A 23,879-nucleotide genomic window follows, 5' to 3' on the forward strand; every position below is an offset into this window, starting at 1 on the left:
CAGGAGAATGTGATGAAAACTTTCCCGGACGATTTTTTATGGGGCGGCGCGGTTGCCGCGAATCAGGTAGAAGGCGCGTATCTGGAGGATGGCAAAGGGCTGTCCACCTCAGACGTTCAGCCGCAGGGGGTCTTCGGCCCGGTGGTTGAGCGCGTGGCGGGCGACAGCGGCATCAAGGATGTCGCCATCGACTTCTATCACCGCTACCCGGAAGATATCAAGCTGTTCGCTGAGATGGGCTTTAGCTGCCTGCGCGTCTCCATTGCCTGGACCCGCATTTTTCCGAACGGCGATGAGCAGCAGCCGAACGAGGCGGGGCTGGCGTTTTACGACAGGCTGTTTGACGAGCTGGCCGCGCACAACATTACCCCGCTGGTGACGCTGTCGCACTACGAAATGCCGTGGGGGCTGGTGAAGCAGTACGGCGGGTGGGGCAGCCGCCAGACCATTGGCTTCTTCGAGCGCTACGCCCGTACTGTCTTTACGCGCTACAGGGAGAAGGTAAAGCTGTGGCTGACCTTCAACGAGATCAATATGTCCCTGCACGCGCCGATGACCGGCGTGGGCCTGCCGGAAACCAGCAGCAAAGGGGAAGTATATCAGGCGATCCACCATCAGCTGGTGGCCAGCGCGCTGGCGGTGAAGGCCTGCCATGAGATTATCCCGGATGCCAGAATCGGCAACATGCTGCTGGGCGGCCTGATGTATCCGCTGACCTGCAAGCCGGAAGATGTCCTGGAGACGCTGCAGGAAAACCGCGCCTGGCAATTCTTTGGCGACGTACAGTGCCGCGGCGCCTACCCGGGGTATATGCAGCGCTTCTTCCGCGACAACGGTATCCAGCTTGAGGTCACGGATGCCGACCGCGAGGCGCTGAAATCGACCGTCGACTTTATCTCGTTCAGCTACTACATGACGGGCTGCGTCACCGCGGATGAGGCCCTCAACCAGCAGGCGCGGGGCAACATCCTGAGCATGGTGCCAAACCCGCATCTGGCCAGTTCCGAATGGGGCTGGCAGATTGACCCCATCGGTCTGCGTATCCTGTTGAACGTGCTCTGGGATCGCTATCAGAAGCCGTTATTTATCGTGGAAAATGGCCTCGGCGCGAAGGATAAACCGGATGCGGACGGCGTGGTGCAGGATGACTATCGCATCAGCTACCTTAACGACCATCTGGTACAGGTGCGTGAAGCGATTGAAGACGGCGTTGAGGTGATGGGCTATACCAGCTGGGGGCCAATCGACCTGGTGAGCGCGTCTAAAGCTGAGCTTTCTAAGCGTTACGGCTTTATTTACGTCGATCGCGATGATAGCGGTAACGGCACGCTGGCGCGCAGCCGTAAGAAAAGTTTCTACTGGTATAAAGAGGTTATTGCCACGAAAGGCGCTTCGCTGAAAGCCTGAGATGAATAACATCGCCCGGCGCAGTGCCGGGCAAATAGATCAGAAAATCATTTTGAATACGCCGGTAACCACTAACAGCCCTATCAAAAATATAATTAAAATAACCCACAGTAATATTTTCATTCCCTTCTCCTGCCCGTGTATGACACTGAATAAGTGTAGCAGCCAATTTATAATTCGCATGAATATATTGAATTTATTCATTGTGGTTGGAAATAAATTGCCGAATATGAAAATGTATGACAATTTGCGGATTGCCACGCGTTACTAAAAAACAGAGCGGCATCAAGCGTAATTTGCGCCTTTAATTTTTTGAGTTATGGCGTAATGAAACGTTCTCATATTTTATCTCTGAGTGCTCCTCTTGTCTTAATGCTGGCTGCCTGCGCGCCGGAACATGCCAGCGTGTCGCCGATTAAAACGCAAGCCGCTGCGGCGTCGGTGAATACACGGCTAAGTCAAACCAGCTGGCCGAAAAACGAATGGTGGAAAGACTATAACGATCCGCAGCTTAATTCGCTGATTGCGAAGGCGCTAAATGATGCGCCGGATATGCAAATCGCCCGACAGCGTATTACGCTCGCGGAAGCGCAGGCGAAAGCCACCATGGCGGCAGACGGCCCACAGATTGATTTCTCCGCCGATGCGGAACGGCAAAAAATGTCTGCGGAAGGGTTGATGGGACCCTTCGCCATTACCGATCCGGCCGCGGGCACCACCGGGCCATGGTACACCAACGGAACATTTGGCCTGACAGCGGGCTGGGATCTCGATTTGTGGGGCAAAAAACGCGCGCAGGTTGAAGCCCGCATCGGCAAGGTCAACGCCCAAAAAGCCGAGATGGAGCAGACCCGTCAGCTGTTGGCCAGCAGCGTCGCGCGGCTTTACTGGGAGTGGCAGACTCAGGCCGCGGTGGGGGATGTCCTCGTGCAGATTAAACACGAGCAGGAAAATATCATCGGTGCCGACCGGGAGCTGTATCAGCACGGGATCACCTCTTCGGTAGAAGGTGTCGAAACCGATATTAATGCCAGTAAAACCGAAGAGCAGCTTGCCGGGGTAAAAGGCAAAATGAAAGCCGTTGAGGCACGTCTGCAGGCCCTGACCAACACCTCCTCTATGAAACTGACTCGCCATGCTTTACCGACAGCGGAAGCGGCGTTGCCCGCCACGCTGGGATACGAGCTGCTGGCTCGCCGTCCGGATCTGCAGGAGGCGCACTGGTACATTGAAGCTTCCCTTAGCGAAGTGGATGCCGCCAAAGCCGCCTTCTATCCTGACGTGAACCTGATGGCATTCCTGCAGCAGGATGCCCTCCATCTGAGCGATCTGTTCCGTTCCTCCGCCCAGCAAATGGGCGTCACCGCCGGCCTGACGCTGCCGATCTTCGACAGCGGCAGGCTGAATGCGAATCTGGATATCGCCCAGGCGCAGAACAATCTTTCGGTGGCGAACTACAACAAGGCAGTGGTCGATGCCGTTAACCAGGTGGCGCGCACGGCCAGTGAAGTTGAAACTCTGACCGCCAAAAACCAGCAGCAGCGGCAGGTCGAGAAAGATGCCGCGCGCGTGGTGGCACTGGCACAGGCGCGTTTCAGCGCCGGGATTATTGCAGGTTCCCGCGTTAGCGAGGCCAAAATTCCGGCACTGAAGGAACATATCGCTACGCTGACCCTGAAAGGGCAGTACGTGGAAGCCACGCTACAGCTGACGTCCGCCCTGGGCGGTGGCTATCACCACGGCTAAAAAAGGTCATTATCTATACTTACCTCTTTGCACATTTTCAGGAGGTGAGTATGACCCGAGTAGCAATTGTAACGGCATCGGATTCCGGTATCGGTAAAACTACCGTGCTGATGCTGGCAGAACGCGGGTTTGATATTGGCGTCACCTGGCACTCGGATGAAAAAGGGGCGCTGGAAACCTGCCGCGAGGTCGAAGCGCAGGGGCAGCGCGCAGAGGCTATCCATCTTGATTTAAGCACCCTGCCGGAAGGTGCAGAGGCCATTGAAACGCTGATTGCGCGTTTTGGTCGGCTGGACGTGCTGGTCAACAATGCGGGTGCGATGACCAAAGCGCCGTTCCTTGATATGCCGTTTGACGACTGGCGGACAATTTTCACCGTCGACGTGGACGGCGCGTTTCTCTGTTCACAAATTGCCGCGCGGCAGATGGTGAAGCAGGGGGAAGGGGGGCGAATTGTAAACATTACCTCGGTGCATGAGCACACGCCGCTGCCGGAGGCGAGCGCCTACACCGCGGCAAAACATGCGCTCGGCGGGTTAACCAAATCCATGGCGATGGAACTGGTTAAGCACAATATTCTGGTGAACGCCGTCGCGCCGGGAGCCATTGCCACACCGATGAACGACATGGACGACAGCGAAGTGAAGGAAGGTTCAATGCCGGAAATCCCGCTGGCAAGACCGGGCCACACCAAAGAGATTGCCAGCCTGGTCGCGTGGCTGTGCGACAGCGACGCCAGCTACACGACGGGGCAATCGTTTATTGTCGACGGGGGTTTTATGCTGGCGAACCCGCAGTTTAAGCCGGAGGGGTAAGTTTCCCCCTCACCCTAACCCTCTCCCAGAGGGAGAGGGAACTAAAAACCCCCTCTCCCTCTGGGAGAGGGCCGGGGTGAGGGCATCAGGCCGCACTTACTCCTCATCCCGCGTCTTTTCCCGATGCTTCAGCCACAGCCTGACCCCAATCACCGCAACCACCACCAGAATCAGCCAAGCCCAGTGTTTAATATGCTGGTCGAGATTATGCAGCCATGGCGCAATCACTTCTCCCCCGACGTAGCCGAGCGTCGTAAAAATCAGCGCCCAGGCAATCGCACCCACAATGTTGAGCGGCAGGAAAATTTTTGGCGGCAAATGGCTGGCGCCAATCAGTATCGGCCCGATGATGCGAAAGCCATACATAAAGCGCGTGCCGATGACGAACAGATAGGGATGACGCTGAATGAGCCGTTGAGCGCGGCGGATTTTCTTCTGATGCTTTGCGAAACGCTTAAGCAGCGCGGGCCCGAAGCGCAGCCCGAGAAAGTAGAGCAGCTGATCGCCAATCATCCCGCCCAGCGCGACCGCGGCAACGACCAGCGGGAATTTAAGCAATCCCTGATGCGCGGCGACGCCGCCTAACAGCGTGATGGTTTCACCTTCTGCCACGCTACCGATGACCAGCGCGGCATAGCCATATTGTTCAATGAGTGCGTTAATATCCATTACGTAAATGTTATCTCCCTCTGCGTACCTCGTTTAATCATATACCCCATGAATCAACAGCGGGGAAATCAACGGAAATTTCCCACTGTACAGAAAATAATCTAAAGCCTGCATTATACTTAAGGTATCGCTGACGGGCCGACAACAAGGGGGCGCTATGAACCATGTCTGGGGACTTTTCTCCCATCCCGATCGTGAAATGCATGTCATTAAAAGTGAGAACGAAACGGTCTCGCATCATTACACGCATCATGTGCTGCTGATGGCTGCGGTGCCGGTAATATGCGCTTTTATCGGAACAACACAAATCGGCTGGAACTTCGGTGACGGCACCGTGGTTCAGCTTTCCTGGTTTACCGGGCTCTATCTTGCCATTGTTTTTTATGGCCTGATGCTGGCGGGTGTGGCGATAATGGGGCGCGTCATTCACTGGATGGCGCGTAACTACCCACAGCGTCCATCGCTGGCGCACTGTATGGTCTTTGCCGGATACGTCGCGACCCCGCTGTTCTTAAGCGGTATTGTTGCGCTCTATCCACTGGTCTGGCTGTGCGCGCTGATCGGTACCATTGCCCTCTTTTACACCGGGTATCTGCTGTATCTGGGGGTTCCAACCTTCCTGAATATCAACAAAGAAGAGGGCCTGAGTTTTTCCAGTTCAACGCTCGCTATCGGGGTGCTGGTGCTGGAGGCACTACTGGCGCTGACGGTTATTCTTTGGGGTTATGGATACCGTCTCTTCTGAGTTCACTGCATTGCTGGCGTAAATGCCAGCAATGCAGCATCTGTTCACGATTATCCGCTGGCGACAACGTCCGGTGACCGCTATGATGCCGAAGCCAGCCTGTGTTTATCCGTTGATACAGGCGGTGTACGTCATGACGTGCGTGAATAATTATCAGAAGTCTCACCATGCTGAAATTCCGAGTCTCTTTACTTAGCCTGGCGCTGCTGCTGGGCGCGTCCGCTGCCGTGCCGGCTGTCGCTAAAACGCCCGCGGTGACCGCCGCCGCTGCCCAACCGCAAATTGCTTCCGGCAGCGCGATGATTGTCGATCTCAACACCAATAAGGTGATCTACGCCAGCCACCCGGACCTGGTGCGCCCGATCGCCTCGATTACCAAATTAATGACCGCGATGGTGGTGCTTGATGCCCATCTGCCGCTGGACGAAAAGCTGAAAGTGGATATCAGCCACACGCCGGAGATGAAAGGGATCTACTCTCGCGTGCGTCTGAACAGTGAAATCAGCCGTAAAAATATGCTGCTGCTGGCGCTGATGTCGTCTGAAAACCGTGCGGCGGCGAGCCTGGCGCACCACTATCCGGGCGGCTACGACGCCTTTATCCGCGCGATGAACGCGAAAGCCAAATCGCTGGGGATGAACAATACGCATTATGTTGAACCGACGGGGCTGTCGATCGGCAACGTCTCCACGGCCCGCGATCTGACGAAACTGCTGATTGCCAGCAAACAGTATCCGCTGATTGGTCAGCTCAGTACCACCCGTGAAGAGATGGCGACCTTTGCGAACCCGGCCTATACGCTGCCGTTCCGCAATACTAACCACCTGGTATACCGTGATAACTGGAATATTCAGTTAACGAAAACCGGCTTTACCAACGCGGCAGGACACTGTCTGGTGATGCGCACGGTGTTTAACGGTAAGCCCGTGGCGCTGGTGGTGATGGATGCCTTCGGCAAATATACGCACTTTGCGGACGCGAGCCGCCTGCGTACCTGGATTGAGACCGGGAAAGTGCAGCCCGTTCCGGCCGCAGCATTGACGTATAAAAAGCAGAAAGCGGAACAGATGGCGACGGCGCAGAACGACTGAGCCGTTTGTGCGCGCTGATGCCCTCACCCCGACCCTCTCCCACGGGGAGGGAGAAAACACTAAAAACGGTAACCTGGGTTACCGTTTTGCTTTTATTCCGGCAGCGTCCAGTCTCCATCGTTGAGCGGGCGCTGCATAATCACCGTATCCCGCCAGTCGCCTTTCTTATACCCCACGCTGCGCAGTTGACCGACAATCTCGAAGCCGTGCTTTTTATGCAGCCGCAGCGAGCCGGAATTATTGTTGCCATCTCCCACAACGGCAATCATCTGCCGCCACGGGCCTTGCTCGCAGCGTTCAATCAGCGCAGACATTAGCGCCGAGCCAAAACCGCGCCCGGTAATGCTGGCATCCACGTAAATCGACTCTTCCAGGGTATAGCGGTAGGCGTGTCGCGGACGATAAGGCGTGGCGTAGCAGTAGCCCACCACGATGCCGCGATACAGCGCGATAAGCCACGGCAAACCGCTCTCAGCCACGCTTTTCATACGCTGACGCATTTCGTCGATAGTCGGGGGGACTTCTTCAAATGACGCGCGCCCGTGAAGCACATGCCAGGCATAGATGGCGGCGATGGCATGCACATCATCGGGAAGGGCATCGCGCACTTCCAGTTCGGTCTCGGATAAAACATCAACAGCCGACATGATGTGCCTGCTCCTCGTAATAGAATGCCGGAGAAACCTTACTCCGGCGTCAGAGAGTCACTCTATTACGATTAAGGCGCGCTAAACAATCTCTCAAATTTGGCTGTAGGAATTAATCAGACGCTTGCGTTATGCGCTGCTCCGCATCTTCGCTCTCTTTCCAGTATTTCTTCCGCGTTGTTTTACCAATCCCGGGATTCATGCTGTTTGTAGGGTCATTCTCGCGATAAAACTGCTTAAGTGCGTCAGGGGCTTTATAAAGATGCCCGACGTTATGTTCCGCAGGATATTGTGCGCCGCGTTCATGCAGCAGGGCGAGCATCTGCTCCTTCAGTTCGTGTGCATCGACCCCTTTTTTGACGATGTAATCCTGATGGAAGACATAACACATAAAGTGGCCGTAATAGAGCTTGTGCACCAGCTTGCTGTCGATTTCCGGCGGGAGGTGCTCAAACCACTCGGTGTCGTTACGGCGCAGGGCGATATCCAGCGCCAGAATATCTTCCACCTCTTCGGAATGCACCGCCTGATAGCGGATGGCGGCGCCTGCGGCGGCAAAACGGTGCAGGAAGGCTTTGCTGCCCTCTTCAGGCGTACAGGCAAAGAAATCGCCTTCGGCGGTTTTGAAAAATTCAGTCAGCCAGGTCTGCGCTTCGGCAATCCCGTCTCCGGCCATTTTCAGCAGCAGGTGGTGTTCGTACCTATCGCGCCAGGCTTTCATTCTCTCCGGTAGATGCGCCGGGAAAACGTTGCCTAGCTTCTGCATAAAGCGGTCGGTGAAGTGGGGTTTGAACAGCGACACTTTCTCCAGCATCGCGTCGGTGCGGCCCTTCATGGTGAAGAAGAACGGCATTTTGTCGGTGCCGAGCTTGTCGATCATCAGGAACGTATCTTTGCCGTAACGTTCGGCGATGTCGTAAATGTCCCGGTGCATGTACTCGCCCGCCACCGGCAGATGGCTGAATTCACCCAGAATGTGACGGCGGATCTCCGTCAGAACCTCAGGCTGATTGGTACCGATGTAAAACACCTGCTGCTTTTTCTCTGCCGGGAAGGTATCCAGACGCACGGCAAAAACGGCAAGCTTCCCGGCGCAGCCGGAGGATTCAAACAGGCGGTCCGGGTCGGCGTTGTAGCGCGCTGGCGTATCGGCATCGATATCCCGCACGCGGGTCACGTAGTCGTGATCGTGCGCGTGGCGGCCATCGTGCTGCACGTCTTCGTCCTTCACGCGATCGTCGTCAAGCTTGCTGAGGATCTGCTCTGGCGTCACGCCGAGATCGATGCCCAGATGGTTCACCAGCGTCAGCTTGCCGTTTTCGTCAATACGGGCAAACAGCGACATCTCGGTGTAGGCCGGTCCGCGCTGCACCAGCGAGCCGCCGGAGTTGTTGCAAATCCCTCCGACCACCGAGGCGCCAATACAGGAGGAGCCAATCACCGAGTGCGGCTCGCGGCCCAGCGGCTTAAGCGCTTTTTCCAGGGAGTAGAGCGTCGTGCCGGGGAACGCAAGCACCTGCTCGCCTTTATCCAGCAGGTGCAGCTTGTCGAGGCGCAGGGTGCTGATAATCACGATGTCGCGATCGTAATCGTTGCCGTTCGGCGTGGAGCCTTCGGTCAGGCCGGTATTGGCGGCCTGCATTAAAATAATCTTGTCGGCGGCGACGCAGGCGCTCAGGACGCGCCACAGCTCCAGCAGCGTGCCGGGGAAGACCACCGCCAGCGCCTCGCCCTGACCAGAGCGGAAACCCTTACGGTAGCGGGCGGTTTTGGCCGGGTCGGTAAGCAGGTGAGAGGAGCCAACCAGGCGCGACAGTTCGTTAATAAAAGCCGTGTTATCGTTTGTTCGAACAGAAGACATCTTCCACTCCTTGTGGTGGGGCAAATTTCTCGCTGTAAAGCATAGCGCGATTAACTGTTAAGCGGTCGAGTATTCACGAGAAAAATCAGAGAATAACCCTGCAACGTTCAGAGGGTTTGTGGCACACTGCGCTTTTCGCACGGTATGGCCGAGATCGTCCGGCGGTTATTGATGAGAGAGTAAAACGACATGAAATGGCTATGTTCTGTAGGTGTCGCCGTCAGCCTGGCGCTGCAACCTGCGCTGGCAGAGGATTTGTTTGGTAATCACCCGCTCACGCCTGAAGCACGGGACGCGTTTGTCACTGAATTGCTCAAGAAAATGACGGTCGATGAGAAAATCGGCCAGCTGCGTCTTATCAGCGTCGGCCCGGATAACCCGAAAGAGGCCATCCGCGAGATGATCAAAGACGGGCAGGTAGGGGCGATCTTTAATACCGTCACCCGCGAGGATATCCGCAAGATGCAGGATCAGGTGATGGGTCTCAGCCGCCTGAAAATTCCGCTGTTCTTCGCCTATGACGTGGTGCACGGCCAGCGTACCGTCTTCCCGATTAGCCTCGGCTTAGCCTCCTCCTTTAACCTCGATGCGGTGAAAACCGTCGGGCGCGTGTCCGCCTATGAAGCGGCGGATGACGGCCTGAACATGACCTGGGCGCCGATGGTGGACGTCTCGCGCGATCCGCGCTGGGGCCGCGGCTCGGAAGGTTTTGGTGAAGACACGTATTTAACCTCCACGATGGGTAAAACCATGGTGGAAGCGATGCAGGGCAAAAGCCCGGCGGATCGCTACTCGGTGATGACCAGCGTCAAACACTTCGCGGCCTATGGCGCGGTGGAAGGCGGTAAAGAGTACAACACCGTCGACATGAGCCCGCAGCGCCTGTTCAACGACTACATGCCGCCGTACAAGGCAGGGCTGGATGCGGGCAGCGGCGCGGTGATGGTCGCGCTGAACTCGCTGAACGGTACGCCTGCGACCTCCGATTCCTGGCTGCTGAAAGACGTGCTTCGCGACCAGTGGGGCTTTAAAGGCATCACCGTTTCTGACCACGGCGCGATTAAAGAGCTGATCAAACACGGTACCGCCTCCGATCCGGAAGACGCCGTGCGCGTGGCGCTCAAGTCCGGCATCAACATGAGCATGAGCGACGAATACTACAGCAAATACCTGCCGGGGCTGGTGAAGAGCGGCAAGGTCACGATGGCGGAGCTGGACGATGCCGCGCGCCACGTGCTGAACGTGAAATACGACATGGGGCTGTTTAACGATCCGTACAGCCACCTGGGGCCGAAAGATTCTGACCCGGCAGATACCAATGCCGAAAGCCGCCTGCACCGCAAAGACGCGCGTGAAGTGGCGCGCGAAAGTCTGGTACTGCTGAAAAACCGTCTCGACACGCTGCCGCTGAAAAAATCCGGCACCATTGCCGTGGTGGGCCCGCTGGCCGACAGCAAGCGCGACGTGATGGGCAGCTGGTCTGCCGCGGGCGTGGCCGATCAGTCCGTGACCGTGCTGACTGGGATCAAGAGCGCCGTGGGTGATAACGCGAAAGTGGTGTACGCCAAAGGGGCGAACGTCACCAACGATAAAGACATCGTCACCTTCCTTAACCAGTATGAGGAAGCGGTGAAGGTCGATCCGCGCACGCCGAAGGAGATGATTGACGAGGCGGTGAATACCGCGAAGCAGTCTGACGTTGTGGTCGCGGTCGTGGGAGAAGCGCAGGGTATGGCGCACGAGGCCTCCAGCCGTACCGATATCACCATTCCGCAGAGCCAGCGCGATCTGATCGCCGCCCTGAAAGCCACCGGCAAGCCGCTGGTGCTGGTGCTGATGAACGGGCGTCCGCTGGCGCTGGTGAAAGAGGATCAGCAGGCTGACGCTATTCTGGAAACCTGGTTCGCCGGTACCGAAGGCGGTAACGCCATCGCCGACGTGCTGTTTGGTGATTACAACCCGTCGGGCAAGCTGCCGATGTCCTTCCCGCGTTCCGTCGGGCAGATCCCGGTCTACTACAGCCACCTCAACACCGGTCGCCCGTACAACGCCGACAAGCCGAACAAGTACACGTCCCGTTACTTCGACGAAGCTAACGGCCCGCTTTATCCGTTTGGTTACGGCCTGAGCTACACCACCTTCAAGGTCTCTGACGTGAAAATGTCGGCACCGAGCCTGAAGCGTGACGGCAAAGTCACCGCCAGCGTTGAGGTGACCAACACCGGCAAGCGCGAAGGGGCAACGGTGATTCAGATGTACGTGCAGGATGTCACCGCGTCGATGAGCCGTCCCGTGAAGCAGCTGCGCGGCTTCGAGAAGGTCAACCTGAAGCCTGGCGAAACCCAAACCATCAGCTTCCCGATTGACGTGGACGCGCTGAAGTTCTGGAACCAGCAGATGAAATACGATGCGGAACCCGGCAAGTTTAACGTCTTTATCGGGGTGGATTCTGCCCGCGTGAATAAAGGCGAGTTCGAGCTACTGTAACCTTTCCCTCCTTTGCATCCCCCGCTCTGCGGGGGATGCGTCTTACCTTATGCTAAAAAGGCATTTTGACGGTTAATTCGGCCGTTTTAAGCTACGCTTTTCTCTCAAGCCTCTGAAAAAGGCAGCAAAATAAATGAGGATAGTAGAATGACGATTGCAAAGGGGATGTTGGGATCTGCGGTGCTGCTGGCGGCGCTGAGTCTGCCGCTTCAGGCGGCTGAGCCTGTCAAAGTGGGATCAAAGATTGATACCGAAGGGGCGCTGCTCGGCAATATTATTTTGCAGGTGCTTGAGAGTCACGGGGTCAAAACGGTCAACAAAGTTCAGCTCGGTACCACGCCCGTCGTGCGCGGTGCTATTACCTCCGGCGAGCTGGATATCTACCCGGAATACACCGGCAACGGCGCATTCTTCTTCAAACAAGAAAACGATCCGGCATGGAAAAACGCCAGCGCCGGGTATGAGAAAGTCAAAAAACTCGATGCGGAACAGAACAAACTGGTCTGGCTGACCCCAGCACCGGCCAACAATACCTGGACTATCGCGGTGCGCAAGGACGTGGCGGAGAAAGGTAAGCTGACCTCGCTTGCAGATCTTAGCCGCTATCTGAAAGAGAAGGGCGACTTTAAGCTCGCGGCGTCCGCGGAGTTTATCGAACGCCCTGACGCGCTGCCCGCGTTTGAAAAAGCCTATGGCTTCAAGCTCGACCAGGCGCAGCTGCTTTCGCTGGCGGGCGGGGATACCGCGGTGACCATCAAAGCGGCGGCGCAGCAAACCTCTGGCGTTAACGCGGCCATGGCCTACGGCACCGACGGCCCGGTGGCGGCGCTCGGTCTGCAAACCCTGACCGATCCTAAAGGCGTACAGCCGATTTACGCCCCGACCCCGGTCGTGCGTGAGGCGGTGCTGAAAGCCTATCCGGAGATTGCCGACTGGCTTAAACCGGTCTTCGAAAAGCTGGATGAAAAAACGCTGCAGCAGCTGAATGCCAGCATTGCCGTCGAGGGGCTGGATGCCAAAAAAGTGGCCGCCGACTTCCTGAAACAACAAGGGCTTGTGAAGTAACGGGAAAGGGCTGTGCCAATAAAATGTCATAACCGCGTACTGCTGCTGCTGGCCTGCGTGGCCATCGCGGCAGTCGCGCTGCCGTTTGTGAATGTTGCTCCAAACCGCCTGATGTCAGGGGAGGGGCGCTATCTCTGGGAAGTGTGGGCGTTCACGCCGTGGTGGCTGGCGGCGGCGCTGGGCGCGTGGGTTGCGCTATCGCTCTGGCAAGGGCGTACGGCGCAGTGGCTGACGCTGCTTCTCGCGGAAGGGCTGTTTATCATCCTGTTCTGGGGGGCCGGGCAGGCGGCGACGCATATGGCGTCAGCGGAAAGTCCGCTGGCGAGAACCACGGTGGGCAGCGGCCTCTGGCTGTGGCTGGCGCTGTGTCTGCTGGCCAGCAGCGATGCCATTCGTCGACTCATCTCCAGCGCCGTCTGGCGCTGGGTGCTTAACGCGCAGATATGGTGCATTCCACTGTTCCTGCTGTTCAGCGGTGAGCTGAACAATCTCTCGCTGTTAAAAGAGTACGCTAACCGTCAGGAGGTGTTTGATGATGCCCTGGCGCAACACCTGACGATCCTTTTTGGCACGCTCTTTCCGGCGCTCCTGCTCGGGATACCGCTCGGCATGTGGTGCTATCGCCATCCTTCACGCCAGGGTGGGATCTTTGCCGTGCTCAACGTGATCCAGACCATTCCTTCCGTCGCGCTGTTTGGCCTGCTGATTGCCCCGCTGGCCGGGCTGGTGAAGTCATTCCCGGCGCTGGGAACGCTCGGCATAGCCGGAACGGGGCTAACGCCCGCCCTCATCGCGCTGGTGCTGTATGCGCTGCTGCCGCTGGTACGCGGCGTGGTCGCGGGCCTGGGTCAGGTCGCGCCGGATGTGCTGGAAAGCGCCCATGCGATGGGCATGAGCGCACGGCAGTGTTTCTGGAAAATTCAGCTCCCGCTGGCGCTGCCCCTGCTGCTGCGCAGCCTGCGGGTGGTGGCGGTACAAACCGTCGGCATGGCGGTGATTGCGGCGCTGATTGGCGCGGGCGGCTTTGGCGCGCTGGTGTTCCAGGGGCTGCTGAGCAGTGCGCTCGATCTGGTGTTATTGGGCGTAGTGCCCACGATTGCGCTGGCGGTTGTCGTCGACGCGCTGTTTGCCTTATGGCTCGCGCTGCTCAGGAGAAGAGCCAATGATTGAATTTCATGACGTCAGTAAGACCTTTGCCGGCCGTCCGGCGGCGAGCCACCTGAACCTGAACTTTGCCGAGGGCGCGTTTTCCGTGCTGATTGGCACCTCCGGGTCGGGAAAATCCACCACCCTGAAGATGATCAACCGGCTGGTTGAGCATGACAGCGGGCTGATCCGCTTTGCCGGAGAAGAGATCCGCAGCCTGCCGGTGCTGGAGCTGCGCCGTCGGATGGGCTATGCCATTCAGTCTATCGGCTTGTTTCCCCACTGGACGGTGGCGCAGAACATCGCCACCGTGCTGCAGCTGGAGAAATGGTCGCGGGCAAAAATCGCTGACCGGGTGGATGAGCTGATGTCTCTGCTGGGGTTAGAGCCCGCGCTGCGCGACCGCTATCCTCATCAGTTATCCGGAGGCCAGCAGCAGCGCGTGGGCGTGGCGCGCGCGCTGGCGGCCAACCCGCAGGTGCTGCTGATGGATGAACCCTTCGGCGCGCTGGACCCGGTCACGCGCGGGGCGCTGCAGGCGGAGATGACCCGCATTCACCGCATTCTCGGACGCACGATCGTTCTCGTGACGCACGATATTGATGAAGCTCTGCGCCTGGCCGACCATCTGGTGCTGATGGATCATGGCGAAGTGGTGCAGCAGGGCTCGCCGCTTGAGCTATTAACATGGCCGAAGAACGACTTTGTGCGCGAGTTTTTTGGCCGCAGCGAGCTGGGCGTGAGGCTGCTCTCCCTGCGGACGGTCAGCGACTATATGCGTCGGGAGGAGATCCCGGTGAGCGGCGAACCGCTGCAGGCGCAGATGAGCCTGCGGGATGCTCTCTCCGCGTTTGTCGCTCGCCAGTGCGAGGTTTTGCCCGTCTCGGACTCACGCGGGGCGCCGTGCGGAACCTTACATTTTCGCGATCTGCTGGCCGGGGAGGTGACGCGTGAAGGCACTGCGTGATCCGCTCCTCTGGCTGGTAGCGCTCTTTGTCGCCTTACTGTTTCTGATGCCCCACAGCGCGGCGCTGTTTAACGCCCTTTTTCCCGGGCTGCCGCGGCCGGTCTATCAGCAGGAGAGCTTTATTAATCTCGCCCTGGCGCATTTCTGGCTGGTGGCGCTCTCAAGCTTCATTGCGGTTGTGTTGGGGGTAGGGGCAGGCATCGCGGTCACGCGGCCCGCGGGCAAGGAGTTTCGTCCGCTGGTGGAGACGATAGCGGCCATTGGTCAGACGTTTCCCCCGGTGGCGGTGCTGGCGATAGCGGTTCCGGTGATGGGCTTTGGCCAGCAGCCCGCCATTATTGCGCTAATTTTATACGGCGTACTGCCGGTTCTGCAGGGCACGCTGGCGGGCCTCGCGGCGGTACCGGCATCGGTGCTAAGCGTGGCTGAAGGGATGGGGATGAGTCGCGGCCAGCGGCTGCGCAAGGTTGAACTGCCGCTTGCGGCACCGGTTATCATTGCCGGGATCCGCACGTCGGTGATTATTAACATCGGGACGGCGACCATTGCGTCTACGGTCGGTGCCAATACGCTGGGAACGCCGATAATTATCGGCCTGAGCGGGTTTAATACGGCTTACATTGTGCAGGGGGCGGTGCTGGTCGCGCTGGCGGCAATCGTCGTCGATCGCCTTTTTGAGCGGCTGGCGCTGTACCTCAGCCGACACCGCCGCGAACAATAAACGAGTATCCTGCCAGCATCACGCCGCCGATACCGCTCACGGCCATCAGGACAAAAAGGGTAATAATGGCCAGTTTGGTTGCCTTCATCATGTTCTCCTGTTGTTAACGGAACAATTATACGGTGAAGCGCAGCTGTTAATGAACCATTAAATGCCGTTATGGCTCATCCGGGCCAAGGGAATAAACCGGGTAACCATTCTCTCGCCATTCCGTCAGCAGCTGTTGCTGCGTGGCGGACGGCACTTCGCCACACCAGACCAGCAGGGTCTGACCGTCGAAAAATTCGGGCTTAAGCTGCGCCAGCGAGTGCGCCAGCACGTCCACGCGCCAGCCCTTCTGGGTCGCAATCCACGCTTCCAGCCACAGGCGGGTGGTATCGTGCACGTTCCAGCCGACCACCAGCGCATCTTTTCCGGCCTTGTTCTTCGCCGAGGCAAGGCAGACGGCAATGTAGTTGATCAGCACCCCGTCGAGCATGCTGAGCAGCGCCTGCAGGGTGGACTGCTGGCACTGCAGGCGTCGACGGAGCGGAATGAAGAGATGGTTGATCAGCGTCTGTGCCGGATAATCGCGGCCTTGCTCTTTTATCCATGCGCGCAGGCGCTGAAGGTTGCCGGCCTGCAGGAGTCGCAGCAGGGTTTCCTGCTGTTCGCGCCAGAGGTGTTGCGTGTCCGGATCGTCGTGGCTCAGCAGGGACTTCACCTTGCCGACCTGCACCCCGTTGTCGATCCAGCTTTTAATTTCGCGAATGCGGTCGATGTCGGCCTCATTGAAAAGGCGATGCCCACCGTCGGTCCTCTGCGGTTTGAGTAATCCATACCGTCGCTGCCACGCCCGTAGGGTAACGGGATTGATATCACAAAGGAGTGCCACTTCACCTATTGTGTAAAGCGCCATATTCGCCCCCTGGCTTACGCGTCCCCAGCTTAACTGTAGACTCACTTTGGCGAACCAGGAAGGATTGATTGATTTTTGAACAAACAATGCGAAGCATGCGCGATATTCAGAAAAAGGTGTGATAACGGACACGATTTTGCGCTTTTTTGGGATGCTTCAAAGAAAGTAAACCCGCATCAGTGTATGTTACGCGTTTTTAGCGTGTGCGGTTTTGAGTATGTACGAGTTTAATCTGGTGCTGCTGTTGCTTCAGCAGATGTGCGTGTTTCTTGTCATTGCCTGGCTGATGAGCAAAACGCGCCTGTTTATCCCGCTGATGCAGGTCACCGTACGTCTGCCGCATAAGCTGCTCTGCTACGTCACCTTCTCTATTTTCTGCATCATGGGGACCTATTTTGGTCTCCATATCGAAGACTCTATTGCCAATACGCGCGCGATCGGCGCGGTGATGGGCGGGCTGCTGGGCGGTCCCGTCGTCGGTGGCCTTGTCGGTTTAACCGGGGGGCTGCATCGCTATTCCATGGGCGGGATGACGGCGCTCAGCTGTATGATCTCCACGATCGTGGAAGGACTGCTCGGCGGGCTGGTGCACAGCTACATGATCAAACGCGGCCGCCCGGATAAAGTCTTTAGCCCGCTCACCGCCGGTGCCATTACCTTTGTGGCCGAAATGGCGCAGATGGCGATCATTCTGCTCATTGCCCGTCCGTTTGAAGATGCGCTGCACCTGGTCAGCAGTATTGCCGCCCCGATGATGGTAACCAACACCGTGGGCGCGGCGCTGTTTATGCGTATTCTGCTCGACAAGCGCGCCATGTTTGAGAAGTACACCTCGGCGTTTTCCGCCACGGCGCTGAAGGTCGCCGCCTCAACCGAAGGGATCCTGCGCCAGGGGTTTAACGAAGAGAACAGCATGAAGGTCGCGCAGGTGCTTTACAAGGAGCTGGATATCGGCGCGGTGGCCATAACCGACCGCGAGCGGCTGCTGGCCTTTACCGGCACCGGGGACGATCACCATCTGCCGGGTAAACCGATCTCCTCAGCCTACACGCTGCGCGCCATTGAAACCGGTGAGGTGGTGTATGCCGACGGTAACGAAGTGCCTTACCGCTGTTCGCTGCATCCGCAGTGCAAGCTGGGCTCCACGCTGGTGATTCCGCTGCGCGGGGAAAACCAGCGGGTGATGGGCACTATCAAGCTGTATGAGGCAAAGAACCGTCTGTTCAGCTCGATCAACCGCACCCTGGGAGAGGGGATTGCCCAGCTGCTGTCCGCGCAAATTCTGGCCGGGCAGTATGAACGGCAGAAAGCGCTGCTGACGCAGTCCGAAATTAAGCTGCTGCATGCCCAGGTCAACCCGCATTTCCTGTTCAATGCCCTCAACACGCTCAAAGCGGTGATCCGCCGCGACAGCGATCAGGCCGCGCAGCTGGTGCAGTTTCTGTCGACCTTTTTCCGCAAGAACCTGAAACGGCCGTCCGAGATCGTGACCCTCGCCGACGAGATTGAGCACGTGAATGCCTATCTGCAGATTGAGCAGGCGCGTTTCCAGTCGCGCCTGCAGGTGACGCTCTCCGTCCCGGACGAGCTGGCGTATCAGCATCTCCCGGCCTTTACCCTGCAGCCTATTGTCGAAAACGCCATTAAACACGGCACGTCACAGCTTCTGGGGACAGGGGAGATAACCATTGCCGCCAGCCGTTTTAACCACCATCTGGTGCTGGATATTGAAGATAATGCCGGGCTTTACCAGCCTTCCGCCTCCGGCGGTTTAGGGATGAGCCTGGTGGATAAACGCCTGCGCGCGCATTTTGGCGATGACTGTGGCATTACCGTCGCCTGTGAGCCAGACCGATTTACCCGTATTACCGTACGACTGCCGCTGGAGGAAAACGCATGTTAAGAGTGCTGATTGTGGATGACGAGCCGCTGGCACGGGAAAACCTGCGCGTTCTGCTGCAGGAGCCGCCTGATATAGAGATTGTGGGGGAGTGCGCGAACGCGATTGAGGCCATCGGTGCGGTGCACAAACTGCGCCCGGACGTGCTGTTCCTCGACATTCAGATGCCCCGCATCAGCGGGCTGGAGATGGTCGGCATGCTCGACCCGGCGCATCGCCCCTACATCGTGTTCCTGACGGCGTTCGACGAATATGCCGTTAAGGCCTTTGAGGAGCACGCGTTTGACTATTTACTCAAGCCGATTGAAGAGAAGCGTCTGGAAAAAACGCTCACCCGTTTACGCCAGGAGCGAACCGTACAGGACGTCACGCTGCTGCCGGAAAACCAGCAGCCGCTGAAGTTTATCCCCTGCACCGGGCACAGCCGAATCTACCTTCTGCAGATGGATGATGTGGCGTTCGTCAGCAGCCGCCTGAGCGGGGTGTTTGTCACCAGCGCGGAAGGGAACGAAGGGTTTACCGAGCTGACCCTGCGCACGCTGGAGAGCCGCACGCCGCTGATCCGCTGCCATCGCCAGTATCTGGTGAACATGGCGCACCTGAAGGAGATCCGCCTGGAAGATAACGGCCAGGCCGAGCTGGTGCTGCGTGCCGGGCAAACGGTACCCGTCAGCCGTCGCTATCTGAAGAGTTTGAAAGAGGCGATTGGCCTGTAAAACTGGTACACTGCGCGCCATTGCAACATCGACAGTTAAAGGCACTCATGATTAGTAATGACATTCTTCGTAGCCTGCGCTACACCCTGAAAGCAAACAACAACGACATGGTGCGCATTCTTGCGCTGTCCGATATGGAAGCCACGTCTGCAGGTTTCGATACCTGGATGACCAAAGAGGATGAAGAGGGGTTTGTTCGCTGCCCGGATATTATCCTTTCTGGCTTCCTGAACGGCCTTATCTACGATAAGCGCGGCAAAGATGAGTCTGCGCCAGAGCTGGCGCTTGAGCGTCGCGTGAACAACAACACGGTGCTGAAAAAGCTGCGCATCGCGTTCTCGCTTAAAACGGACGATATTGTGGCGATCATGACGGAGCAAAAATACCGCGTATCCGTGCCGGAAGTGACCGCCATGATGCGCGCGCCGGATCATAAAAACTACCGCGAATGCGGCGACCAGTTTCTGCGCAATTTCCTGCGCGGGTTGACCCACCGGGTGCATCACCCGAAAGTGTGATTTGCCCAGCGGCGCTGCGCTTGCAGGCCTACGGGTTTTGTAGGCCGGGTAAGGCGAAGCCGCCACCCGGCAAAAAAAAAGCCGGATAAGTATCCGGCTTTTTTGTTATTTCACCTGCTGACCCGGCTTCGCGCCTTCGTCTGGGCTTAACAGGAAGATATCTTTCCCGCCAGGGCCGGCGGCCATCACCATCCCCTCGGAGATGCCGAAGCGCATTTTGCGCGGCGCCAGGTTCGCCACCATCACGGTCTGACGACCGATCAGCACCTGCGGGTCCGGATACGCTGAGCGGATGCCGGAGAAGACGTTGCGCTTCTCGCCGCCCAGATCCAGCGTCAGACGCAGCAGCTTGTCAGAACCTTCCACGAACTCCGCGTTTTCAATCAGCGCCACGCGCAGATCGACTTTGGCGAAATCGTCAAAGGTAATGGTTTCCTGAATCGGATCGTCCGCCAGCGGGCCGGTAACCGGTGCCGCAGCCGCCTTCACCTCTTCTTTAGACGCTTCCACCAGGGCTTCAACCTGCTTCATCTCGATGCGGTTGTACAGCGCCTTGAAGGTGTTCACCTTGTGGCCGAGCAGCGGCTGAGCCATTGCATCCCAGGTCAGTTCAGTGTTCAGGAACGCTTCAGCACGGGCTGCGAGCTGCGGCAGAACCGGCTTCAGGTAGGTCATCAGCACGCGGAACAGGTTGATGCCCATTGAGCAGATGGCCTGCAGGTCGGCATCGCGGCCTTCCTGTTTCGCTACCACCCACGGCGCCTGCTCGTCGACATAGCGGTTCGCCAGGTCAGCCAGGGCCATGATTTCACGTACCGCTTTGCCGAACTCGCGCGCTTCCCAGGCTTCGCCAATGGTTGCCGCCGCGTCGGTAAAGGTTTGGTACAGGGCAGGGTCAGCCAGTTCGGCCGCCATCACGCCGTCAAAACGCTTGGCGATAAAGCCCGCGTTGCGGGACGCCAGGTTCACCACCTTGTTGACGATGTCCGCGTTCACGCGCTGCACGAAATCTTCCAGGTTCAGGTCGATATCGTCGATGCGGGAAGAGAGCTTCGCGGTGTAGTAGTAGCGCAGGCTGTCCGCGTCGAAGTGGTTCAGCCAGGTGCTGGCTTTGATGAACGTCCCGCGGGACTTGGACATCTTCGCGCCGTTCACCGTCACGTAGCCGTGCACGAACAGGTTGGTTGGCTTGCGGAAGTTGCTGCCTTCCAGCATCGCCGGCCAGAACAGGCTGTGGAAGTAAACGATGTCTTTACCGATGAAGTGATACAGCTCGGCAGTGGAATCTTTCTTCCAGTATTCGTCGAAGCTGACGGTGTCGCCACGCTTGTCGCACAGGTTCTTGAAGGAGCCCATGTAGCCGATTGGCGCGTCCAGCCAAACGTAGAAGTATTTGCCCGGCGCGTTCGGGATTTCAAAGCCGAAGTACGGCGCATCGCGGGAGATATCCCACTGCTGCAGGCCGGATTCGAACCACTCCTGCATTTTATTCGCCACCTGCTCCTGCAGCGCGCCGCTGCGGGTCCACGCCTGCAGCATTTCGCTGAAGGACGGCAGGTCGAAGAAGAAGTGCTCGGAATCACGCATCACAGGCGTGGCGCCGGAAACCACGGATTTCGGCTCGATAAGCTCGGTTGGGCTGTAGGTCGCGCCGCACACTTCGCAGTTATCGCCGTACTGGTCCGGGGATTTACATTTCGGACAGGTTCCTTTGACGAAACGGTCCGGCAGGAACATGCCTTTTTCCGGATCGTACAGCTGAGAGATGGTGCGGTTTTTAATAAAACCGTTCTCTTTCAGACGGGTGTAGATCAGCTCCGACAGCTCGCGGTTTTCGTCGCTGTGCGTGGAGTGATAGTTGTCATAGCTGATGTCAAAGCCAGCAAAATCAGTCTGATGCTCCTGACTCATTTCGGCAATCATCTGTTCCGGGGAAATCCCCAGCTGCTGCGCTTTCAGCATGATCGGCGTGCCGTGAGCATCGTCCGCACAGATGAAATTAACCTCGTGGCCGCGCATTCGCTGGTAACGGACCCAGACATCAGCCTGGATATGCTCCAGCATGTGGCCGAGGTGGATTGAGCCGTTGGCGTACGGCAGTGCGCACGTTACCAGAATTTTCTTCGCGACTTGAGTCATAGTAGGCATTACTTCTTTTAACTGTGAAAAGGGTTTTTGATATTACCAAAAGGGGCATTATTAAGTAAGCACAAACCACGGCCTTTCAGGTAAACTTGTTCATCTAAGGTCTTATTCACAAGAACAAAGGAGTCGGGATGAGTTCTCAATCCCAGGCCAAATCACCGGAAGCCTTACGAGCAATGGTCGCCGGGACGCTGGCTAACTTTCAGCATCCAACCCTGAAGCACAATCTCACTACGCTGAAAGCGTTACACCACGTTGCCTGGCTGGACGACACGCTGCACATTGAACTGCAGATGCCGTTCGTCTGGACCAGCGCCTTTGACGCGCTGAAAGAGCAAACCAGCTCTGAGCTGCTGCGCATTACCGGCGCAAAAGCCATTGACTGGAAGCTGAGCCACAGCATCGCCACGCTGAAGCGCGTGAAAAACCAGCCTGGCGTGAACGGCGTGAAAAACATCATTGCCGTCAGTTCGGGCAAGGGCGGGGTGGGGAAATCTTCTACCGCCGTTAACCTGGCGCTGGCGCTGGCGGCGGAAGGGGCAAAGGTCGGTATTCTGGATGCGGATATCTACGGCCCGTCTATTCCGAACATGCTGGGCGCGGAAAACCAGCGCCCATCCTCGCCGGACGGCACCCACATGGCGCCAATCATGGCGCACGGTCTGGCAACCAACTCCATCGGTTATCTGGTGACCGACGATAACGCCATGGTCTGGCGCGGTCCGATGGCCAGCAAGGCGCTGCTGCAGATGCTGCAGGAGACGATGTGGCCGGACCTGGATTATCTGGTGCTGGACATGCCGCCGGGCACCGGTGACATCCAGCTCACGCTGGCGCAGAACATTCCGGTTACGGGGGCGGTTGTTGTGACTACGCCGCAGGATATCGCGCTTATCGACGCCAAAAAAGGCATCGTGATGTTTGAGAAGGTGGAAGTGCCGGTGCTCGGTATCGTCGAGAACATGAGCATGCACATCTGCAGCAACTGCGGTCACCACGAACCTATCTTCGGTACCGGTGGCGCAGAAAAACTGGCCGCGAAGTATCATACCCAACTGCTGGGACAGATGCCGCTGCACATTACCCTGCGTGAAGATCTGGACAGCGGAAAGCCGACGGTGGTCAGCCGTCCGGATAGTGAATTTGCAGAAATGTATCGCCAGCTGGCGGGACGCGTCGCAGCGCAGCTCTACTGGCAGGGCGAAATCATCCCAGGGGAAATCGCGTTCCGCGCGGTGTAATTTCTCTTCGCTTAGTGCCGGGTGGCGGCTTCGCCTTACCCGGCCTACGAAATACGGTTTTGTAGGTCAGGTAAGCGAAGCGCCACCTGACTTTACCCAAGCCGAAAATGCATCAGATAGTACTCTCCGTCCGGAGAATTACCCGTCGCCTCAATGTGCCAGCCGTGTCGCTGGTAAAACGCAATAGCCCGCGCATTCTTCACCAGGCACTTAAGCGAACCCGTACTGGTAAACGTCTTCTGAACCTGCTCCAGGAGCAACTTCCCGACCCCGAGACTTTGATACTGCGGGTCAACAAACAGGTTGTGCAGGAAATTATCGTTCGTCCAGACGGAGGCAAAACCCAGGCGATGCCCGTTCTGAACAGCAACCCAAATCACTTCGTCACGGGTTGCCGCGTCAAAGTCTTCCAGCTGCCAGTCTGCACTCTCCAGCCATGGCCAGGCTTCGCGTCGGGCGTGGAGGTAGAGCGTGCGCAGGAAAGGGCGGTCACTTTCCTGCCAGGGGCGAATCAGGATTGCGTTAGCGGTGATAGAAAATATCTCCATTGTAGGCTTTGTAGATCTTGCCATCAGTATCGCCAATCAGCACGTAGTTCTCACCCATGTAGGTCCAGTGGGTTCCGGCATCCGGAGCCGGCAGGTTACGCAGCTGGTACTGTTTGATGGTGTACTCCGGCGTTTGATACTGCGCCGGTGCCGTGTCGCCAATCTTGAATTTCGTAAAGTCAGCGATGAACTCTTGTTCTTCATAGGCCTTGATGCCAGATGGCGCAGCGGCCGTTTGCGGGGCAGCGAATGCGGATCCCGCCAGAGACAGTAATACACCCAGAAGCAGCAATTTACGCTTAGCCATTTTTTCTCCAGTGATATCGTTTCAGATACTTTTCGTCTGCGGGTTGTGCAAAGCGGAGCAGACGGTCCATTTTAAGTATCAACGCAGGGTATGTTTGAAAAAAAATGTAACAAAAGTGGACGGTTTTGTGTAGTCGAATTGAAGGATGCTCATCATTGCGATGAATATTGTCTGCGCTTTATATTGTTAATATTTATTATTTCATTAATTAATTCTGAAAATAACTTTTCGCGTCAAAA

General features: G+C 57.4%; 23 protein-coding genes. 14 read left to right on the forward strand and 9 right to left on the reverse strand.

Annotated elements, in window-relative coordinates:
* Nucleotides 1–12: 12 nt before the first annotated feature.
* Nucleotides 13–1,407, forward strand: coding sequence for a glycoside hydrolase family 1 protein (locus KIF87_RS06035; RefSeq protein WP_213328194.1), 1,395 nt, complete (start codon nt 13–15; stop codon nt 1,405–1,407).
* Between the two features lie 39 nt (nt 1,408–1,446).
* On the opposite strand, the gene yohP is transcribed toward KIF87_RS06035, so the two are convergent.
* Complete coding sequence (yohP, locus tag KIF87_RS23575) at nt 1,447–1,530, reverse strand: small membrane protein YohP (RefSeq protein ID WP_015572324.1); 84 nt, start codon at nt 1,528–1,530, stop codon at nt 1,447–1,449.
* A 204-nt stretch (nt 1,531–1,734) separates the two neighbouring features.
* On the opposite strand from yohP, the gene mdtQ reads away from it, so the two are divergent.
* Together mdtQ and KIF87_RS06045 are read left to right on the forward strand one after the other, a co-directional pair.
* The gene (gene mdtQ, locus KIF87_RS06040; RefSeq protein WP_213328195.1) at nt 1,735–3,153 is read left to right on the forward strand and encodes a multidrug resistance outer membrane protein MdtQ; all 1,419 of its coding nucleotides are present in this window, start codon (nt 1,735–1,737) and stop codon (nt 3,151–3,153) included.
* Nucleotides 3,154–3,203: 50 nt separating this feature from the next.
* Nucleotides 3,204–3,968 carry an SDR family oxidoreductase gene (locus KIF87_RS06045; protein ID WP_213328196.1) on the forward strand — a complete coding sequence of 255 codons (765 nt, stop codon included), beginning with the start codon at nt 3,204–3,206 and terminating at the stop codon, nt 3,966–3,968.
* Nucleotides 3,969–4,064: 96 nt separating this feature from the next.
* Here the strand turns inward: KIF87_RS06045 and KIF87_RS06050 are convergent, their stop codons facing one another.
* A complete protein-coding gene (locus KIF87_RS06050; RefSeq protein ID WP_213328197.1) occupies nt 4,065–4,637 on the reverse strand; it encodes a DedA family protein in 573 nt (190 codons plus the stop codon).
* A 157-nt stretch (nt 4,638–4,794) separates the two neighbouring features.
* On the opposite strand from KIF87_RS06050, the gene KIF87_RS06055 reads away from it, so the two are divergent.
* Together KIF87_RS06055 and pbpG are read left to right on the forward strand one after the other, a co-directional pair.
* On the forward strand, nt 4,795–5,382 hold the full coding sequence (locus tag KIF87_RS06055; protein ID WP_033146018.1) for a Yip1 family protein: 588 nt from the start codon (nt 4,795–4,797) through the stop codon (nt 5,380–5,382).
* A 167-nt stretch (nt 5,383–5,549) separates the two neighbouring features.
* Nucleotides 5,550–6,473 (forward strand): D-alanyl-D-alanine endopeptidase, encoded by a 924-nt coding sequence (pbpG, locus tag KIF87_RS06060; RefSeq protein ID WP_193939434.1) that lies wholly within the window; start codon nt 5,550–5,552, stop codon nt 6,471–6,473.
* 92 nt (nt 6,474–6,565) lie between these two features.
* Here pbpG and KIF87_RS06065 read toward each other — a convergent pair whose 3' ends face one another.
* Both KIF87_RS06065 and dld read right to left on the reverse strand, forming a co-directional pair.
* Complete coding sequence (locus KIF87_RS06065; protein WP_213328198.1) at nt 6,566–7,120, reverse strand: GNAT family N-acetyltransferase; 555 nt, start codon at nt 7,118–7,120, stop codon at nt 6,566–6,568.
* A 112-nt stretch (nt 7,121–7,232) separates the two neighbouring features.
* The gene (dld, locus tag KIF87_RS06070; RefSeq protein WP_213328199.1) at nt 7,233–8,981 is read right to left on the reverse strand and encodes a D-lactate dehydrogenase; all 1,749 of its coding nucleotides are present in this window, start codon (nt 8,979–8,981) and stop codon (nt 7,233–7,235) included.
* Nucleotides 8,982–9,170: 189 nt separating this feature from the next.
* On the opposite strand from dld, the gene bglX reads away from it, so the two are divergent.
* The 5 genes from bglX to KIF87_RS06095 all read left to right on the forward strand — a co-directional run bounded on the left by bglX (nt 9,171) and on the right by KIF87_RS06095 (nt 15,367).
* Nucleotides 9,171–11,468, forward strand: a complete 2,298-nt coding sequence (bglX, locus tag KIF87_RS06075) for a beta-glucosidase BglX (protein WP_213328200.1) — start codon at nt 9,171–9,173, stop codon at nt 11,466–11,468.
* A gap of 147 nt (nt 11,469–11,615) precedes the next feature.
* Nucleotides 11,616–12,533 carry a glycine betaine ABC transporter substrate-binding protein OsmF gene (osmF, locus tag KIF87_RS06080; RefSeq protein WP_213328201.1) on the forward strand — a complete coding sequence of 306 codons (918 nt, stop codon included), beginning with the start codon at nt 11,616–11,618 and terminating at the stop codon, nt 12,531–12,533.
* A 12-nt stretch (nt 12,534–12,545) separates the two neighbouring features.
* Entirely contained in the window at nt 12,546–13,703 is a 1,158-nt protein-coding gene (locus KIF87_RS06085) for an ABC transporter permease (protein ID WP_213328202.1), read from the forward strand.
* Nucleotides 13,696–14,646, forward strand: a complete 951-nt coding sequence (locus tag KIF87_RS06090; protein ID WP_213328203.1) for an ABC transporter ATP-binding protein — start codon at nt 13,696–13,698, stop codon at nt 14,644–14,646. Before KIF87_RS06085 ends, KIF87_RS06090 begins: the two co-directional genes overlap by 8 nt.
* Nucleotides 14,630–15,367 carry an ABC transporter permease gene (locus KIF87_RS06095; protein WP_213328204.1) on the forward strand — a complete coding sequence of 246 codons (738 nt, stop codon included), beginning with the start codon at nt 14,630–14,632 and terminating at the stop codon, nt 15,365–15,367. The genes KIF87_RS06090 and KIF87_RS06095 overlap by 17 nt, the downstream gene beginning before the upstream one ends.
* Here KIF87_RS06095 and KIF87_RS06100 read toward each other — a convergent pair.
* Both KIF87_RS06100 and mlrA read right to left on the reverse strand, forming a co-directional pair.
* Complete coding sequence (locus tag KIF87_RS06100; protein ID WP_008500895.1) at nt 15,342–15,455, reverse strand: protein YohO; 114 nt, start codon at nt 15,453–15,455, stop codon at nt 15,342–15,344. The two genes, KIF87_RS06095 and KIF87_RS06100, sit on opposite strands and share 26 nt — an antisense overlap.
* Nucleotides 15,456–15,524: 69 nt before the next feature.
* On the reverse strand, nt 15,525–16,265 hold the full coding sequence (gene mlrA / locus KIF87_RS06105) for an HTH-type transcriptional regulator MlrA (protein WP_159515655.1): 741 nt from the start codon (nt 16,263–16,265) through the stop codon (nt 15,525–15,527).
* A gap of 217 nt (nt 16,266–16,482) precedes the next feature.
* Here mlrA and KIF87_RS06110 point away from each other — a divergent pair, with 217 nt between their 5' ends.
* The 3 genes from KIF87_RS06110 to KIF87_RS06120 are packed head-to-tail and all read left to right on the forward strand — an operon-like array spanning nt 16,483 to nt 19,399.
* On the forward strand, nt 16,483–18,168 hold the full coding sequence (locus KIF87_RS06110; RefSeq protein WP_063143803.1) for a sensor histidine kinase: 1,686 nt from the start codon (nt 16,483–16,485) through the stop codon (nt 18,166–18,168).
* On the forward strand, nt 18,162–18,881 hold the full coding sequence (gene btsR / locus KIF87_RS06115; protein ID WP_213328205.1) for a two-component system response regulator BtsR: 720 nt from the start codon (nt 18,162–18,164) through the stop codon (nt 18,879–18,881). The genes KIF87_RS06110 and btsR overlap by 7 nt, the downstream gene beginning before the upstream one ends.
* Nucleotides 18,882–18,928: 47 nt before the next feature.
* Nucleotides 18,929–19,399: a YehS family protein gene (locus KIF87_RS06120; protein WP_213328206.1), complete on the forward strand. Its 471-nt coding sequence runs from the start codon at nt 18,929–18,931 to the stop codon at nt 19,397–19,399.
* Between the two features lie 105 nt (nt 19,400–19,504).
* Here the strand turns inward: KIF87_RS06120 and metG are convergent, their stop codons facing one another.
* Nucleotides 19,505–21,538, reverse strand: coding sequence for a methionine--tRNA ligase (metG, locus tag KIF87_RS06125; RefSeq protein ID WP_159514558.1), 2,034 nt, complete (start codon nt 21,536–21,538; stop codon nt 19,505–19,507).
* A gap of 137 nt (nt 21,539–21,675) precedes the next feature.
* Between metG and apbC the strand changes: the two genes are divergently transcribed.
* Nucleotides 21,676–22,785, forward strand: a complete 1,110-nt coding sequence (apbC, locus tag KIF87_RS06130; RefSeq protein WP_213328207.1) for an iron-sulfur cluster carrier protein ApbC — start codon at nt 21,676–21,678, stop codon at nt 22,783–22,785.
* Nucleotides 22,786–22,877: 92 nt separating this feature from the next.
* Here the strand turns inward: apbC and KIF87_RS06135 are convergent, their stop codons facing one another.
* Nucleotides 22,878–23,333 (reverse strand): GNAT family N-acetyltransferase, encoded by a 456-nt coding sequence (locus tag KIF87_RS06135; protein WP_249665820.1) that lies wholly within the window; start codon nt 23,331–23,333, stop codon nt 22,878–22,880.
* Complete coding sequence (locus tag KIF87_RS06140; RefSeq protein ID WP_059311473.1) at nt 23,308–23,640, reverse strand: RcnB family protein; 333 nt, start codon at nt 23,638–23,640, stop codon at nt 23,308–23,310. Before KIF87_RS06140 ends, KIF87_RS06135 begins: the two co-directional genes overlap by 26 nt.
* Nucleotides 23,641–23,879: the final 239 nt, after the last annotated feature.

Source organism: Enterobacter sp. 120016 (genome assembly GCF_018383635.1).
Taxonomy (GTDB): domain Bacteria; phylum Pseudomonadota; class Gammaproteobacteria; order Enterobacterales; family Enterobacteriaceae; genus Enterobacter; species Enterobacter asburiae_D.

Coding starts and splice junctions, on each gene's coding strand:
- KIF87_RS06035 (WP_213328194.1), top strand. CDS start 13: ATGAAAACTTTCCCGGACGATTTTTTATGGGGCGGCGCGGTTGCCGCG.
- yohP (WP_015572324.1), bottom strand. CDS start 1,530: ATGAAAATATTACTGTGGGTTATTTTAATTATATTTTTGATAGGGCTG.
- mdtQ (WP_213328195.1), top strand. CDS start 1,735: ATGAAACGTTCTCATATTTTATCTCTGAGTGCTCCTCTTGTCTTAATG.
- KIF87_RS06045 (WP_213328196.1), top strand. CDS start 3,204: ATGACCCGAGTAGCAATTGTAACGGCATCGGATTCCGGTATCGGTAAA.
- KIF87_RS06050 (WP_213328197.1), bottom strand. CDS start 4,637: ATGGATATTAACGCACTCATTGAACAATATGGCTATGCCGCGCTGGTC.
- KIF87_RS06055 (WP_033146018.1), top strand. CDS start 4,795: ATGAACCATGTCTGGGGACTTTTCTCCCATCCCGATCGTGAAATGCAT.
- pbpG (WP_193939434.1), top strand. CDS start 5,550: ATGCTGAAATTCCGAGTCTCTTTACTTAGCCTGGCGCTGCTGCTGGGC.
- KIF87_RS06065 (WP_213328198.1), bottom strand. CDS start 7,120: ATGTCGGCTGTTGATGTTTTATCCGAGACCGAACTGGAAGTGCGCGAT.
- dld (WP_213328199.1), bottom strand. CDS start 8,981: ATGTCTTCTGTTCGAACAAACGATAACACGGCTTTTATTAACGAACTG.
- bglX (WP_213328200.1), top strand. CDS start 9,171: ATGAAATGGCTATGTTCTGTAGGTGTCGCCGTCAGCCTGGCGCTGCAA.
- osmF (WP_213328201.1), top strand. CDS start 11,616: ATGACGATTGCAAAGGGGATGTTGGGATCTGCGGTGCTGCTGGCGGCG.
- KIF87_RS06090 (WP_213328203.1), top strand. CDS start 13,696: ATGATTGAATTTCATGACGTCAGTAAGACCTTTGCCGGCCGTCCGGCG.
- KIF87_RS06100 (WP_008500895.1), bottom strand. CDS start 15,455: ATGAAGGCAACCAAACTGGCCATTATTACCCTTTTTGTCCTGATGGCC.
- mlrA (WP_159515655.1), bottom strand. CDS start 16,265: ATGGCGCTTTACACAATAGGTGAAGTGGCACTCCTTTGTGATATCAAT.
- KIF87_RS06110 (WP_063143803.1), top strand. CDS start 16,483: ATGTACGAGTTTAATCTGGTGCTGCTGTTGCTTCAGCAGATGTGCGTG.
- btsR (WP_213328205.1), top strand. CDS start 18,162: ATGTTAAGAGTGCTGATTGTGGATGACGAGCCGCTGGCACGGGAAAAC.
- KIF87_RS06120 (WP_213328206.1), top strand. CDS start 18,929: ATGATTAGTAATGACATTCTTCGTAGCCTGCGCTACACCCTGAAAGCA.
- metG (WP_159514558.1), bottom strand. CDS start 21,538: ATGACTCAAGTCGCGAAGAAAATTCTGGTAACGTGCGCACTGCCGTAC.
- apbC (WP_213328207.1), top strand. CDS start 21,676: ATGAGTTCTCAATCCCAGGCCAAATCACCGGAAGCCTTACGAGCAATG.
- KIF87_RS06135 (WP_249665820.1), bottom strand. CDS start 23,333: ATGGAGATATTTTCTATCACCGCTAACGCAATCCTGATTCGCCCCTGG.
- KIF87_RS06140 (WP_059311473.1), bottom strand. CDS start 23,640: ATGGCTAAGCGTAAATTGCTGCTTCTGGGTGTATTACTGTCTCTGGCG.